The organism is Rhodococcus sp. NPDC058521 (genome assembly GCF_042719695.1).
In the GTDB taxonomy this organism is placed as follows: Bacteria; Actinomycetota; Actinomycetes; order Mycobacteriales; family Mycobacteriaceae; genus Rhodococcus_F.
This window is the reverse complement of the sequence record NZ_JBHXNL010000007.1, coordinates 178,751-191,061: the sequence shown is the minus strand read 5'-3', so window position 1 is coordinate 191,061 and position 12,311 is coordinate 178,751. Positions and strand designations below refer to the sequence as shown.

Annotated in this window: 13 protein-coding genes; 11 read left to right on the top strand and 2 right to left on the bottom strand. The window is 62.5% G+C overall.

Going from position 1 to position 12,311, the window contains the following annotated elements; all coding sequences use genetic code 11:
* Positions 1–32: 32 nt before the first annotated feature.
* Entirely contained in the window at positions 33–998 is a 966-nt protein-coding gene (locus tag ACFWO3_RS13835; protein ID WP_378578254.1) for a glycosyltransferase, read from the bottom strand.
* Positions 999–1,100: 102 nt separating this feature from the next.
* Positions 1,101–1,343, bottom strand: coding sequence for a CsbD family protein (locus ACFWO3_RS13830; RefSeq protein WP_378578252.1), 243 nt, complete (start codon positions 1,341–1,343; stop codon positions 1,101–1,103).
* Positions 1,344–1,570: 227 nt separating this feature from the next.
* Here ACFWO3_RS13830 and ACFWO3_RS13825 point away from each other — a divergent pair, with 227 nt between their 5' ends.
* The 11 genes from ACFWO3_RS13825 (at position 1,571) to ACFWO3_RS13775 (ending at position 12,309) form a co-directional block, all read left to right on the top strand.
* Positions 1,571–1,801: a hypothetical protein gene (locus ACFWO3_RS13825; RefSeq protein ID WP_378578250.1), complete on the top strand. Its 231-nt coding sequence runs from the start codon at positions 1,571–1,573 to the stop codon at positions 1,799–1,801.
* Between the two features lie 44 nt (positions 1,802–1,845).
* Complete coding sequence (locus ACFWO3_RS13820) at positions 1,846–2,211, top strand: hypothetical protein (protein ID WP_378578248.1); 366 nt, start codon at positions 1,846–1,848, stop codon at positions 2,209–2,211.
* Between the two features lie 13 nt (positions 2,212–2,224).
* Positions 2,225–2,386 carry a hypothetical protein gene (locus ACFWO3_RS13815; protein ID WP_378578246.1) on the top strand — a complete coding sequence of 54 codons (162 nt, stop codon included), beginning with the start codon at positions 2,225–2,227 and terminating at the stop codon, positions 2,384–2,386.
* Positions 2,387–2,451: 65 nt separating this feature from the next.
* Positions 2,452–3,759 (top strand): ATP-grasp domain-containing protein, encoded by a 1,308-nt coding sequence (locus tag ACFWO3_RS13810; protein ID WP_378578243.1) that lies wholly within the window; start codon positions 2,452–2,454, stop codon positions 3,757–3,759.
* Positions 3,734–5,749, top strand: coding sequence for a CocE/NonD family hydrolase (locus tag ACFWO3_RS13805; RefSeq protein WP_378578241.1), 2,016 nt, complete (start codon positions 3,734–3,736; stop codon positions 5,747–5,749). The genes ACFWO3_RS13810 and ACFWO3_RS13805 overlap by 26 nt, the downstream gene beginning before the upstream one ends.
* A 41-nt stretch (positions 5,750–5,790) precedes the next feature.
* A complete protein-coding gene (locus ACFWO3_RS13800) occupies positions 5,791–6,057 on the top strand; it encodes a CDGSH iron-sulfur domain-containing protein (protein ID WP_378578239.1) in 267 nt (88 codons plus the stop codon).
* Entirely contained in the window at positions 6,054–8,975 is a 2,922-nt protein-coding gene (locus ACFWO3_RS13795) for a phosphoketolase (RefSeq protein WP_378578237.1), read from the top strand. Before ACFWO3_RS13800 ends, ACFWO3_RS13795 begins: the two co-directional genes overlap by 4 nt.
* A gap of 76 nt (positions 8,976–9,051) precedes the next feature.
* The gene (locus tag ACFWO3_RS13790) at positions 9,052–10,152 is read left to right on the top strand and encodes a hypothetical protein (RefSeq protein WP_378578235.1); all 1,101 of its coding nucleotides are present in this window, start codon (positions 9,052–9,054) and stop codon (positions 10,150–10,152) included.
* A 109-nt stretch (positions 10,153–10,261) separates the two neighbouring features.
* Positions 10,262–10,963, top strand: coding sequence for a HemK2/MTQ2 family protein methyltransferase (locus ACFWO3_RS13785; protein WP_378578365.1), 702 nt, complete (start codon positions 10,262–10,264; stop codon positions 10,961–10,963).
* A 152-nt stretch (positions 10,964–11,115) separates the two neighbouring features.
* Positions 11,116–11,514, top strand: a complete 399-nt coding sequence (locus ACFWO3_RS13780) for an ATP-binding protein (RefSeq protein WP_378578233.1) — start codon at positions 11,116–11,118, stop codon at positions 11,512–11,514.
* Entirely contained in the window at positions 11,515–12,309 is a 795-nt protein-coding gene (locus ACFWO3_RS13775; RefSeq protein ID WP_378578231.1) for a SigB/SigF/SigG family RNA polymerase sigma factor, read from the top strand.
* The last annotated feature ends 2 nt before the right edge of the window (positions 12,310–12,311 follow it).

Genomic DNA, 12,311 nt, shown 5'->3' with positions numbered 1-12,311 from the left:
TGTCGTGAGCGTCTGTGCTGTATCGGGTCGAGTCACGGGCCTGCCGCGTCCGCCAACAGCTCGTCCCATCGTCGAAGAAACGGCGCGATTCCGAACCGTTGCAGTGCAAACTGCCGGGCCACCTTTCCGCACATGTTCGCCCGGGCCGGGTCGTGTACGAAGTCCCGCAAGGTGCGGGACAGTTCCGAAGGCTCGGTACTGCACACGCCGGCTTCGGACGGCACCGAGGAAGGAGCCTCGGTGGTTGCCAACACCACTATCGGCATACCGAGGTGCATGGCTTCGATCAGAGACAGACCCAACGAGGTCCAGCGTGCGGTGTGCACGAAAACCCTTCGCCGCGCGACCTCTCGATGCAGGTCGTCGGTCGGGAGGTCACCGCAACCGGTCACGAACCCGGTGCACGATTGCGCCCACTCGCGCGTGCCGATGCCGAATACGTCCAGTGGTGCAGCGGTCGACAGGTGCACCAAGAGGTCACTTCCCGTTACTCGAGCTCTCCGCGAGGGCTCGTTGATCATGCTTGCGGCTCTGGGTAATTCACCGGTGTAACGGTGTCCGGGGTCGACGATCCCGTGTGGAATGACGTGCCGAATCGCAATCCCGTTGTCCCACATGAGGTCGTTGAAAGCTGTGACATGAACGATGGGGATCGAAGTCTGGCCTGCCAACGGGTGCCGTGACTTCGCGGCGCTCGACGTGGGGGTGTTGTGTTCGAGGTACAGGGCCGGCACGTCGCGTCCGGGCCTGCGACCGAGCCATTCTTCGACAAGTTCCAGCTCCTGGGGTCGTTGCAACACCACCACGTCCACGTTGCTCTCGGCGAGCTCGTCGGGAGTGACCTCGACAACGGACTGTGGCCACTCGCGGCCGCACACCCCTCGTCCCCATTGCCCGCCTTCGGGGAGGCAGGGGACAAGGTAGCGGTGTCTGCCCTGCACGAACGCGGTGGTCCACGAGCCGTGCACGTGCCACACCAGGATGTCGAGTCCGCTCATGTCGTCGGAAACCCCTGTCGGTCAAGCGCAGCCGTAGCTGCGAGCCGGCTCTGGCCTGCCGATTCCGCCGCGCCTTCCGACGCGACGGAATCGAAGCCGGAGTCAGCCGTCCTGCTGCGCCCTTTGGCGCTGTTCCTCGGCCTTCGCCTCGCTACGAGCCTTTTCTGCCGCAGCCTCCTTCTCGGAGGCCTCGCGTTGCGCATCGGCCTTGTCCTGTTGGGCCCGCCCCTCACGGGTCATGTCGTCGTTTCCGCTGAGAGCGCCGGCTGCTTCCTTCGCCTTGCCCTTCACACCTTCGACGACGCCCTTCACGCCTTCTGCCGGGCCCGAGTTCTCGTTTGCCATCGACGTCACCTCCTGTGGTGCTCTGCGATATTCATGCAGGACGATTCCTGCAGAGCCCCGACTACCCGAGGAGATCGAACTCAAACGATCACTTCCCCAAGTGTCCGAAACGGCAGTTGCACAGCTTTGTTCACGGAAGCGACCGCGCTGATCGACAGACCTGATTGACGAGTGCCATGTTCGGGTAGACGTAACGGGTCAACGACCCAGCGAACGAGGAGGCGCATATGACTGACGAAGCAGGAACGGTCACGGGCACCAAGGACAAGAACTACAACATCGTGTGGTTCGTCGAGGCAGCACTGAGCAACGCACTCCGTCTCGAGACGTACATCGCCGACGCCGAGCGAGTCGGAGACGACGAGTTGGCCGATTTCTTTCGCCGTGCGCAGGGTGAAAGCCGAAAGGGCGGTGAGCAAGGTAAGGAGCTCCTGGCCGCACGACTCGCTTCGAAATGATCACAGGAGAGGGCGACGGCACACCGGAACGGTAGGGACACGCGGTGGTGAACGATGTCGAGAAGCGGTGGTCCGATCGGACCACGCTTCGTAAGGCTGCCATCCATGCGGGCGCGGCGATCGCTCTAGCACTCGCATCGATGGCGGCGATCATCGTGTGGGCGTCGGTCGCCAACGAAGGGACGTGTGAAGATGCGGCGTTCCGGATATGTGAGAGTCCCGACCGATACCTGCTGGCCGGTGTGCCCACGGCGATTCTGCTCGTCGGCGGCGTGAGCGCCTTCGTCCGCGCCTACCGTGCGTGGAAGCGCGGAGGCACCTGGCCGATATGGCAGGGCGCGGGCTGGATTCTGTTCATCCTCATGCTGGTGTATCTGTTCACCTTCGGTGGCGCAGCAGCCGCGGGGTGACGACGGAGGAATTATGGATGTCAACGTGATCTACGTACTGGTCCCGCTACTCGGAAGTCTGGGTGCCGTGATGGTCATCGAGCGCTATATCGGCGACCGCGACAGAGCACATTCGGACGCAGAACCGCAGTCCCGCCACGGCAAGTTGCATACGAAGTTTTTCGGTTACCACTAACGCGTGGCCCTGATTACCCGTTCGGCCTTGCGCAGGATCGGAGAAAAGCCGATCGGAGGAAAGAAATGGCAAAGATCGACGTGTTCGTCGTGGGTCTCGACGATGCAAACCTGAGAACCCTGCGAGACGTCCCCGAGGCGGTGCGCTACGAGTTTCACGGGTTGCTGTCGGTGGCCGAAATTCAGCACGGCGAAATTCCCATCGTGGAGTTGCTCGACAAGGCCAGAAGTGAGCTCGATTCCTTCGATGGCACCATCGGCGCCGTTGTCGGCTATTGGGACTTTCCCGTCACGAGCATCGTCCCGATCCTCTGCGGGGAGTACGGACTCCCGAGCACCTCGCTGGAAGCGGTGCTCAAATGCGAGCACAAGTATTGGAGTCGCCTCGAACAGCAGAAGGTCACGGACGGAGTACCGCCATTCGGTCTTGTCGATCTGTCCGATCCGATCTGCCCTGAGGGGTTGAGATATCCGATCTGGTTGAAGCCGGTGAAATCCTTCTCTTCCGAGCTCGCCTTCCAGGTCGAGAGCGACGAACAACTCGTCGATGCCGTCAGGCAGATCTCCGATGGTATCGAACGTGTGGGCAAACCGTTCGAGTACGTGATGGAGCAGGTCCAACTTCCGGACGAGATAGCGAAGATCGGCGGGAGTGCCTGTCTGGCAGAGCAGAAGATGGACGGACTTCAGGCTGCAACGGAGGGTTATATGCACGGCGGCCGAGTCACGGTGAACGGAACACTCGACTCGCTGTCCTACCGCGACATGTCCTCGTTCGAGCGTCATCGTTACCCATCCGAACTGCCCGATCGTGTCGTACGCCGCATGGAAGAGGTGTCCGAGGCGGTGATGTCTCAGATCGGTTTGGACAACTCGACTTTCAGTATCGAGTTCTTCTGCGATGTGGAGAACGAGTCCGTGCAGATACTCGAAATCAATGCACGTCATTCACAATCGCACTCGGAACTGTTCGAGTACGTCGACGGCTTCCCGAATCATTACTGCATGCTGCAGTTGGGTCTCGGTCGTGATCCGGCACCACCGAGAGGAGAAGGTCCGTACCAGACCGCCTCCAAGTGGTACTTCCGCAAATTCTCGGATGCATTCGTGCAACGGGTTCCGATGCAGGACGAACTCGACGCTCTTTACCGACGAATACCCGGCGTGGTCGTCGACATCCAGACCACGGAAGGTACCTGGCTCTCCGAGATGTCGGCACAGGACAGCTACAGCTTCGAACTGGCCTACGTCTATGTCGGCGGTGACGACGACGAGGAGGTCCGCAGGAAGTACCGAGACGTCGTCGACCACCTGGAATTCGAGTTCGGTGAGGAGGAGCCGTATCGACATGCGCACGCCGACCCTGCCTCGTGACGTTCACGAGGAACCGAATGCATGGATCACGGTTTCGGACGGAACAGTGCTCGCGGCACGAATCTGGCGACCAGCTACATCCGACGCCGACCCGGTGCCCGGGATCCTCGAATACCTGCCCTATCGCAAGGACGATCTGACTTCGTGGCGGGACTCGATTCATCATCCGTACCTGGCGGCCCATGGCTATGCCTGCGTCCGCGTGGACATTCGCGGCACGGGGGCCTCGGGGGGTGTACTCGTCGACGAGTACACCGAAGACGAACATCGTGACGGCGAGGAGATACTGGCCTGGATTGCCGAACAGCCCTGGTGCAACGGAACTCTCGGCATGATGGGGATTTCGTGGGGCGGCTTCAACTCGTTGCAGATCGCTGCTCGCAGACCGCCGAACCTGAAAGCGATCGCGATCTCGTCCTTCACGGACGACAGATACGGCGACGACATGCATTACATGGGTGGATGTCTACTTTCGGACAACCTTGCCGAGGCCGGAACCATGTTCTCGCACGCTACGATGCCCCCCGACCCCGAGATAGTGGGCGACGGCTGGCGTGAGAGGTGGTGCGAACGGCTCGAAGGCAGCGGACCGTGGATCGACGAGTGGCTGGGTCACCAACGACGCGACCTCTATTGGCAGCGGGCATCCGTGTGCGAGGACTACAGTGCGATCGACGTTCCGGTGCTGGCCTCGAGTGGCTGGGCCGACGGATACTCGAATGCGGTCACCCGCCTTCTCGCTCACCTCGACGTTCCGAGAAGAGGTCTCATCGGCCCGTGGTCGCACAAGTTTGCGCACCTGGGTGAGCCGGGGCCGGCAATCGGCTACCTGCAGGAACTCGTCGCCTGGTGGGACCACTGGCTCAAAGGCCTCGACAACGGCGTCGAGCACGGGCCACTGCTGAGGGTCTGGATGCAGGAGAGTGTTCCACCGTCGACTGCGTACGAAGACCGGCCGGGTCGCTGGGTCGCCGTAGACGAGTGGCCGGCCCCGGAAATACGGCTGCGCGACCAGCTACTCGATCATCATCATCTCGTTGCACCGGACCGCGCAGTCACCGAAGACCGCCTCACGGTGTGTTCACCCCTGTCAGTCGGCCAGTATGCAGGAAAGTGGGCTTCGTACAACGCCCCTCCGGACCTTCCGTACGACCAGCGGGAGGAAGATGGCGGATCGCTGGTTTTCGACAGCGCAGTGCTCGACGAACCCGTGGAGATTCTCGGTGCGCCCACGGTGGACATCGAGTTCTCGGTGGACAGACCGGTTGCAATGGTGGCGGTGCGGCTCAGTGACGTCTGGCCCGACGGGCGTGCCACCCGCGTCACGTATGGCCTTCTCAATCTCACGCATCGCGACGACCACACGAGTCCGAGTGTGCTCGAGCCGGGCCGACGTTATCGGACCACCGTCACGCTCAACGGTGTCGCGCAACAGTTTCCGGCGGGCCATCGCATTCGGCTCTCGGTGTCCACTTGCTACTGGCCCTTGGCCTGGCCCTCTCCGCAGCCGGTGATGCTGAGCCTGTACACGGGAACGTCTTCGCTGAGGTTGCCGGTGTTCGACGAGTACGCCCGACAAACGGAGAGTCCGTTCCAAGAGCCGGAAGGCGCGACGCCGATCAGCGTCGAGCAAATCCAGCAACCGGAGCACAGTTGGGTCGTGGCACGCGACCTGGCGAATTACGACAACAGTCTGAGGATCGTCAAAGACAACGGGCTCGTCCGTATCGGTGCGCCGGGAATCGACGTGGCCAAGCGGGTGGAAGAGACATACGGCTGGAAAGCCGACGATCACACGTCGGTGTTCGGAGACACCCGTTGGTCGGTAACCTTCAGCCGAGACGACTGGTCCGCGACCACAGTGACCCATACCCGGCTGACCTGCAGCGAAGACGAATTTCGTATGCACGCGGAGTTGGACGCATACGAGGGCGACGAGCGCATCATGTCACGGATCTGGACGAAGGTGATTCCGCGAGACCACGTGTGACGGGCGGTTTCGTTCGTCGATCGTGTGGGCACTCGGATCCGATGACGGACAACTCCGACGCCCGAAGTGACATTCCGGAGTGGAACGCGCCGGAGGTCGAATGCGTTCGACGGGTACTCGGCGGGCCCACGCTGGTGCGCGGCCCCGTGAGTATCACGATGCCGGACGGCCACGTGGTGTCCTCCGACCGATTCGTCGTGGCAGTCTGCCGGTGTCGTCGGAGCAAGATATTTCCACTGTGCGACACGAGTCATCGCAAGCGACGTCGACCACCGGGTTCTACTGTCGAGCGAAACGAGGTCTCATGACGAGCCAGAGCCGGTTGGCCGACAGAATCTCGGAAGCGGCCCGGCGCCGCGAACTTGCTGTCGCTGCGGCGGAATCACTGACCGGGGGCCGCATTTCGTGCGTACTCGGTGGAGCACAATCCTCGTCGGAGTGGTTCAGGGGTAGCGTCGTCGCCTACTCTTCGTCGGTCAAACACCGGATACTCGACGTGCCGGGCGCTGGCGTGAGCGATGAGAGCGCGCGGGCGATGGCCGCCTCGGTGGCCGACCTGTTGGATGCGGACATCGCGCTCGCCGTGACTGGTGTCGGCGGGCCGGACGCCCAGGAAGGTGACCCTCCCGGCACGGTATGGTTCGGCTTGTTCGTCGACGGGAACACGATCGCCGAGTTGCGTCGGTTCTCAGGAAGTCCGGAAGCAATCGTGGACGCCGCCACTACCCACGCGCTCGAGATGATCGAACGTGCTCTCGGTGAGGACGAGGCCGCCGACCGCTCTTCTCACGACACCGATACCAATGTGGACGGTCGGAAGACGCTGGCGCCCCATCCTTACGATCTCGGTGATGCCCCGGGGCCCCTTGCACGTTCGGAACTGGAGAGTATCGACGCATTCTGGCGTGCGGCGAACTATCTGTCGGTCGGCCAGATCTATCTCATGGCCAACCCGCTGTTGCGCGAGGCTTTGCGGCCTGAGCACATCAAACCGAGACTGTTGGGGCACTTCGGGACGGTTCCCGGTCTCAACTTGGTCTGGACGCACGCGAACCGGCAGATCACTCGGCGCCATCTCGATGCGGCGTTCGTGGCAGGTCCTGGTCATGGAGGGCCCGGGCCGAATGCTTGCGCCTGGCTCGAGGGCACCTATTCCGAGTTGTACAGCCACATTCCGCAGGACGCGGAGGGGATGTCCGCCTTCTTCAGGCAATTCTCGTTTCCCGGTGGGGTACCGAGCCACTGCGCACCGGAGACGCCCGGATCGTTCCACGAAGGTGGCGAACTCGGCTATTCGTTGCTGCACGCATATGGCGCGGCCCTCGACAACCCCGACCTGACCGTCTTCTGCGTCATAGGCGACGGTGAGGCGGAAACCGCAGCGTTGGCAACGAGTTGGCATGCGAACAAGTTCATCGACCCCTCGCGAGACGGTGCAGTGGTGCCCATTCTCGCACTGAACGAATACAAGATCGCCAACCCGACGCTCCTCGCCCGCATACCGGAACCGCAGCTGATCGAGCTGCTGACTGGCTACGGCTACACACCGCACATCGTCTCGGGGGACGATCCGGCACAAGTGCATCAGGCGATGAGTGCGGCGCTGGACGAATCGCTGGACCACATAGCAACCGTTCAACGAAGGGCGCGGCGCGACGGGGACGTCGGCGACGAGGACGCCACGCCGCGGTGGCCGATGATCGTCCTGCGGACGCCGAAGGGGTGGACGTGCCCACCCACGGTGGACGGCGAGCAGGTCGAAGGCACTTTTCGATCTCATCAGGTGCCATTGCCCACAGCCCGCACCGACGACACGCACCGCAGAACACTCGAGCAATGGCTGCAGTCCTACCGGCCCGAGCAGCTTTTCGACGACGACGGCCGACCATCGAGGGAAATTCTCGACTCCGTCCCGTCCGGCGAGAACAGGATGAGCGCCAGTCCTGTGGCCAACGGTGGACTGCTGCTGCGTGATCTACGTCTGCCCGACTGGCGAGATCATGCTGTCGATGTGCCCGAACCGGGGCGCGCAAACCACGAGCCGACGCGCGTGCTGGGTGGATGGATACGTGACGTCACTGCGCGCAACACCGACAATTTTCTCACCTTTGCGCCGGACGAGTTGGCCAGCAACCGTCTGCAGGCCATCCTCGATGTCACGGGCCGGCGTTGGGAAACGCGGATAGCGAGTACCGACGAGAACCTTTCTCGTGACGGTCGAGTCGTCGAGGTGCTGTCCGAAAACACGTGCCAAGGATTGCTGGAAGGATATCTGTTGTCCGGGCGGCACGGCGTTTTCACCTGCTACGAGGCGTTCGTGCACATCGTCGATGCCATGTTCAATCAGCATGCGAAGTGGCTCGACGCCAGCGCTCGGGTGGACTGGCGGCGTCCCATCGCCAGTCTGAACTATCTGCTCTCTTCGCACGTATGGCGACAGGATCACAACGGGTTCACCCATCAAGACCCGGGTTTTCTCGATCTGGTCGTGAACAAGAAGCCAGAAATCGTGCGGGTGTATCTGCCACCGGATACCAACACATTGCTGTCGACGTTCGATCATTGCCTGCGTTCGCGTCACTACGTGAACGTCGTCGTCGCAGGGAAACAACCACAGCCCGATTGGCTGTCGGCGGACGAAGCTGCACTGCACTGTGCGCGTGGCGTCGGAAGCTGGCATTGGGCGGGCGCCAACGACGATGTCGGTACCACGCCGGATGTCGTGCTGGCCTGTGCCGGTGACGTGCCCACACTCGAAACTCTCGCTGCCGCAGCTATTCTGCGAAACAAGCTGCCTTCCCTGCGGGTCCGGGTCGTCAATGTCGTGGATCTGATGCGGCTACTGCCCGAGACGGAGCACCCGCACGGCCTTCCCGACAGAGAGTTCGACACGTTGTTCACACGAGACCGGCCCGTCATCTTCGCTTTCCACGGCTATCCGTGGCTGGTTCATCGGTTGACGTACCGCCGAGCGGTTCACCACCACATTCACGTCCGTGGATACAAGGAGAACGGGACGACCACCACCCCTTTCGACATGGTGATGCTCAACGATCTCGACCGCTATCACCTCGTGATCGATGTCGTCGATCGAGTGCCACACCTACGCGAGAACGCGGCGGGTCTGCGGCAGGACATGGTGGATGCGAGAGCGAACGCCAGGGCGTGGACGCGGCGCTATGGCGCCGACATTCCGGAGGTAGCGGATTGGAGTTGGCCCGACTGAACCGTCCTGGATGTGTTTGTCCCGGCGACTTCGGGGCACACGGTCGGTGAATGTTGCATGGATTGGAGGCCAGACTGTGCACACCAACCGTTTTCACAACCTCTCCACCGCCTCGGGTCCGTTCTCGTCGGTGTACTTCGATGATTCGCACGAAACCGAAGACGCAGCAAAACGCTTGGAGTTGGAGCTCCGGGATATTCGGACTCGCCTCGAAGAACAAGGTGCTTCGGCGAAGTCGCTCGAAACCGTGACCACTGCGTTCGAGCAGGCAACGCCCGCGGTGGGTCGTAGCGGGCGTGCTGTCGTTGCGAACGAGGAAACGGTTCTGCTGGACGAGCCCCTTCTACGGCCGCCGGACGCAACGGAAGCGCGGCACTCGGACCTCCCGTATCTCGTTCCGGTGATCGAACACGGTGCCACTGGGCGAACCTACTTGCTGGTGTTCGTGGATCACGAAGGCGCAGACCTGTCGGTTCACCACTTCGGTAAGAGCACGGTGGTTTCCGAAACTCTCAGCGGAAGCGATTATCCGGTGCACAAGGCGGCCGGTGCCGAGACGTCCGGATACGGTGATCCGCAACCACGGGCGGAGGAGGCGATGCGCCGTAACGTGTCCGAGGTCGCCCACCGAATCGACAAGTTGGTGGCGCAGTACGGTCCGGATCCGATCTTTCTCGTGGGTGAGACGCGAACTCGTGAGGAGCTGTTCGGAGCGTTGTCGGAACATGCGCGGACGCTGACCGTCGAACTACAGGTCGGAGCGCGGGCGGCCGGTGCCGACACCGATGCCATCCGTGCCGCGGTCGCGGAGGAATTCGCGAAACGTCGAGTCGCGGAGATCGACGATATCGCGCAGCGGGTGCGCGCTGAACTGGGTCGTAATTCCGGTTTGGCTGCAGAAGGGCTCGATGCCGTGTGTGATGCGTTGCGGGCGGGAAACGTGGAAACGCTCGTCATGGGTGATATCGCCGACCGCACGGTGCTCGTGGGAGACGAGCCGACCTGGGTCGCCGTCGAAGCCGGTCGACTGTCCGAACTCGGATCGTCCACTACGAGCACGCGCCGTGCCGACGAGGCGCTGCCATTTGCAACATTGATGCTGGGCGGTCGGCTCGTCAGAGTCGACGAGCGGATCGCGCCGACCGACGGATGTGCAGCGCTCCTTCGGCACGCCTGAAACGGTGTCGACCGGACGGAGTTTATTTGCGCACGACTTCGGGCACACGGCGACGGACTCGTCCGAACCCACCGAGGAGCCTCACGTGAATTCAGTCCGGATCGGAACGCTGTCGGGGCTTTTCAGTGGACCGAAGGCCACGGTCACGAAACCCGGGTCGACGAGGTCGGTCTTCCGTCTTCCGGGCGTCTACCCTCCGCAGGAGGACACATGGTTACTGGCGGACGCACTGAGGCGAGAGGACATCGCCGCGAATACGCGCGTCCTCGACTTGTGCACGGGTACAGGGGCATTGGCTGTGAGCGCCGCCGCGGCGGGTGGCCGGGTGACAGCTGTCGACGTGTCGCCGCGAGCAACGACGAACGCACGGATCAATGCTCGCATCGGAGGTCATCGCGTTCGAGTCCTCCGCGGCGATCTTGTCGATCCGGTTCGGGGCCGATGCTTCGACATCATCGTGTCCAACCCCCCGTACGTTCCGGCGGACGACGATGTCCTGCCGACCGGAGGGATCGCAAGGGCGTGGGACGCGGGCAAGAACGGGCGCGCCCTTCTCGACCGCGTCTGCGAACATGCGCCGGAACTGCTCGCGCCGACCGGGGTGTTGCTCTTGGTCCAGTCGGCGTTGACCGGTGTGGAGAAGACGCAGTCCATGCTCGAGGAGAAGGGGCTCGCGGTGGCTGTCGCAGCGCGGGCAGAAGTCGATTTCGGTGCGGTGATGAGGTCTCGCAGTGCGCTTCTGAAAGCTCGTGGTCTCATCGGCGCCGGACAGCACACCGAAGAATTGGTGGTGGTCCGTGCGAGGAAATGACTTCCAGGCGCCGGCCGCCGACCCAGGGTCGTGGCCCACACTCGACAAGCGATTGCGGACGGCCGCAGCTGGGTATTCTGCAGTGAAAAGAGATGTTGGGACGGAAACGCGGATGTGGAGATCAGATGGGCAATGTGGACGAGGTGACGTCAATGAAGGCTAGGTCGGACACGCCTGTGGTCCTGCACGTCGCAGCAGAGTTCGAGCAGCTTGCAGTGGTACGCGCGGTCACCGAAACTCTCGCCATCCTCGCAGACTACCCCTTCGACGATGTAGCCGACATCAAGCTCGCGGTGGACGAAGTGTGCTCCGAACTGATCGCCGCCGCCTCGACGGGAGAGGAGCTCGTTTGCGCTTTCGCCGTGACGGAGGCCGACATCCGGATCACGCTCCGTTCGCTTACCGGAGCCGCTCGTGTGCCCGACCACGAAAGTTTCGGGTGGCACGTACTGGAGACGTTGATGTCGAGTGTCTCGGTATCGCGCGACCTGATCGACACGGGGGAGCAGTCCACGACGATCGAATTGGTCAAGCGAAGGAACAACGGCTAGATGGCGAACGCCTCCCTGCCCGGCGAGCGGCGCCGGAGAGAGCGGGACGACTACAAGGACGTGGCGCCGACACTGTCTCGGCTTGCGGGACTGGACGCGTCCTCGGCGGCTGCTGCCCAGCTTCGTGAAGCCACGATCACCCGGTGTCTTCCGCTGGCAGAGCACATTGCGCGGCGATTCGACGGGCGGGGTGAGGCTCTCGACGATCTGGTACAAGTCGCTCGGCTCGGGCTGGTCAAAGCGATCGACGGATTCGAGCCCGAGCGTGGGTTCGAGTTCGTGTCCTACGCGGTTCCCACCATCATGGGCGAAGTGCGGCGCTACTTTCGAGATGCCGGCTGGTCGATGCGAGTTCCGCGTCGAGTTCAGGAGTTGAACGCGCACATCAACCGAGCTGTGGACAGTTTGTCGCAGACTCTCGGACGTTCACCTTCCGCACGCGAGATTGCAGCCGAACTCGGGATCGACATCCGCGAGGTCTCGGAGGGCTTACTGGCCAAGAATGCCTATCAGACCTTGTCGATGGATGCCACCTTCGGCGACTCGGACGATTTGTCACTGTCGGAGATGGTGGGTGAGGACGACGCCGAACTGGCGAACGTGGAGATTCACGACGCGATCAGACCCGTGTTGGAGAAGCTCCCTTCTGTCGAACGTCGGGTGCTCCTGTTGAGATTCTTCGGTTCGATGACACAAACCGAGATAGCAAGCCGTGTCGGCGTATCTCAGATGCAGGTCTCGCGCATACTGGCGCGAACCCTGGGTCAGTTGCGGACGCAGCTCGCCGAGGAATGAGT

Excerpts from the sequence above, each read along its gene's own strand:
- ACFWO3_RS13800 (WP_378578239.1), top strand. The coding sequence starts at position 5,791 with ATGACGGACAACTCCGACGCCCGAAGTGACATTCCGGAGTGGAACGCG.
- ACFWO3_RS13835 (WP_378578254.1), bottom strand. The coding sequence starts at position 998 with ATGAGCGGACTCGACATCCTGGTGTGGCACGTGCACGGCTCGTGGACC.
- ACFWO3_RS13780 (WP_378578233.1), top strand. The coding sequence starts at position 11,116 with ATGAAGGCTAGGTCGGACACGCCTGTGGTCCTGCACGTCGCAGCAGAG.
- ACFWO3_RS13795 (WP_378578237.1), top strand. The coding sequence starts at position 6,054 with ATGACGAGCCAGAGCCGGTTGGCCGACAGAATCTCGGAAGCGGCCCGG.
- ACFWO3_RS13830 (WP_378578252.1), bottom strand. The coding sequence starts at position 1,343 with ATGGCAAACGAGAACTCGGGCCCGGCAGAAGGCGTGAAGGGCGTCGTC.
- ACFWO3_RS13805 (WP_378578241.1), top strand. The coding sequence starts at position 3,734 with ATGCGCACGCCGACCCTGCCTCGTGACGTTCACGAGGAACCGAATGCA.
- ACFWO3_RS13775 (WP_378578231.1), top strand. The coding sequence starts at position 11,515 with ATGGCGAACGCCTCCCTGCCCGGCGAGCGGCGCCGGAGAGAGCGGGAC.
- ACFWO3_RS13810 (WP_378578243.1), top strand. The coding sequence starts at position 2,452 with ATGGCAAAGATCGACGTGTTCGTCGTGGGTCTCGACGATGCAAACCTG.
- ACFWO3_RS13825 (WP_378578250.1), top strand. The coding sequence starts at position 1,571 with ATGACTGACGAAGCAGGAACGGTCACGGGCACCAAGGACAAGAACTAC.
- ACFWO3_RS13815 (WP_378578246.1), top strand. The coding sequence starts at position 2,225 with ATGGATGTCAACGTGATCTACGTACTGGTCCCGCTACTCGGAAGTCTG.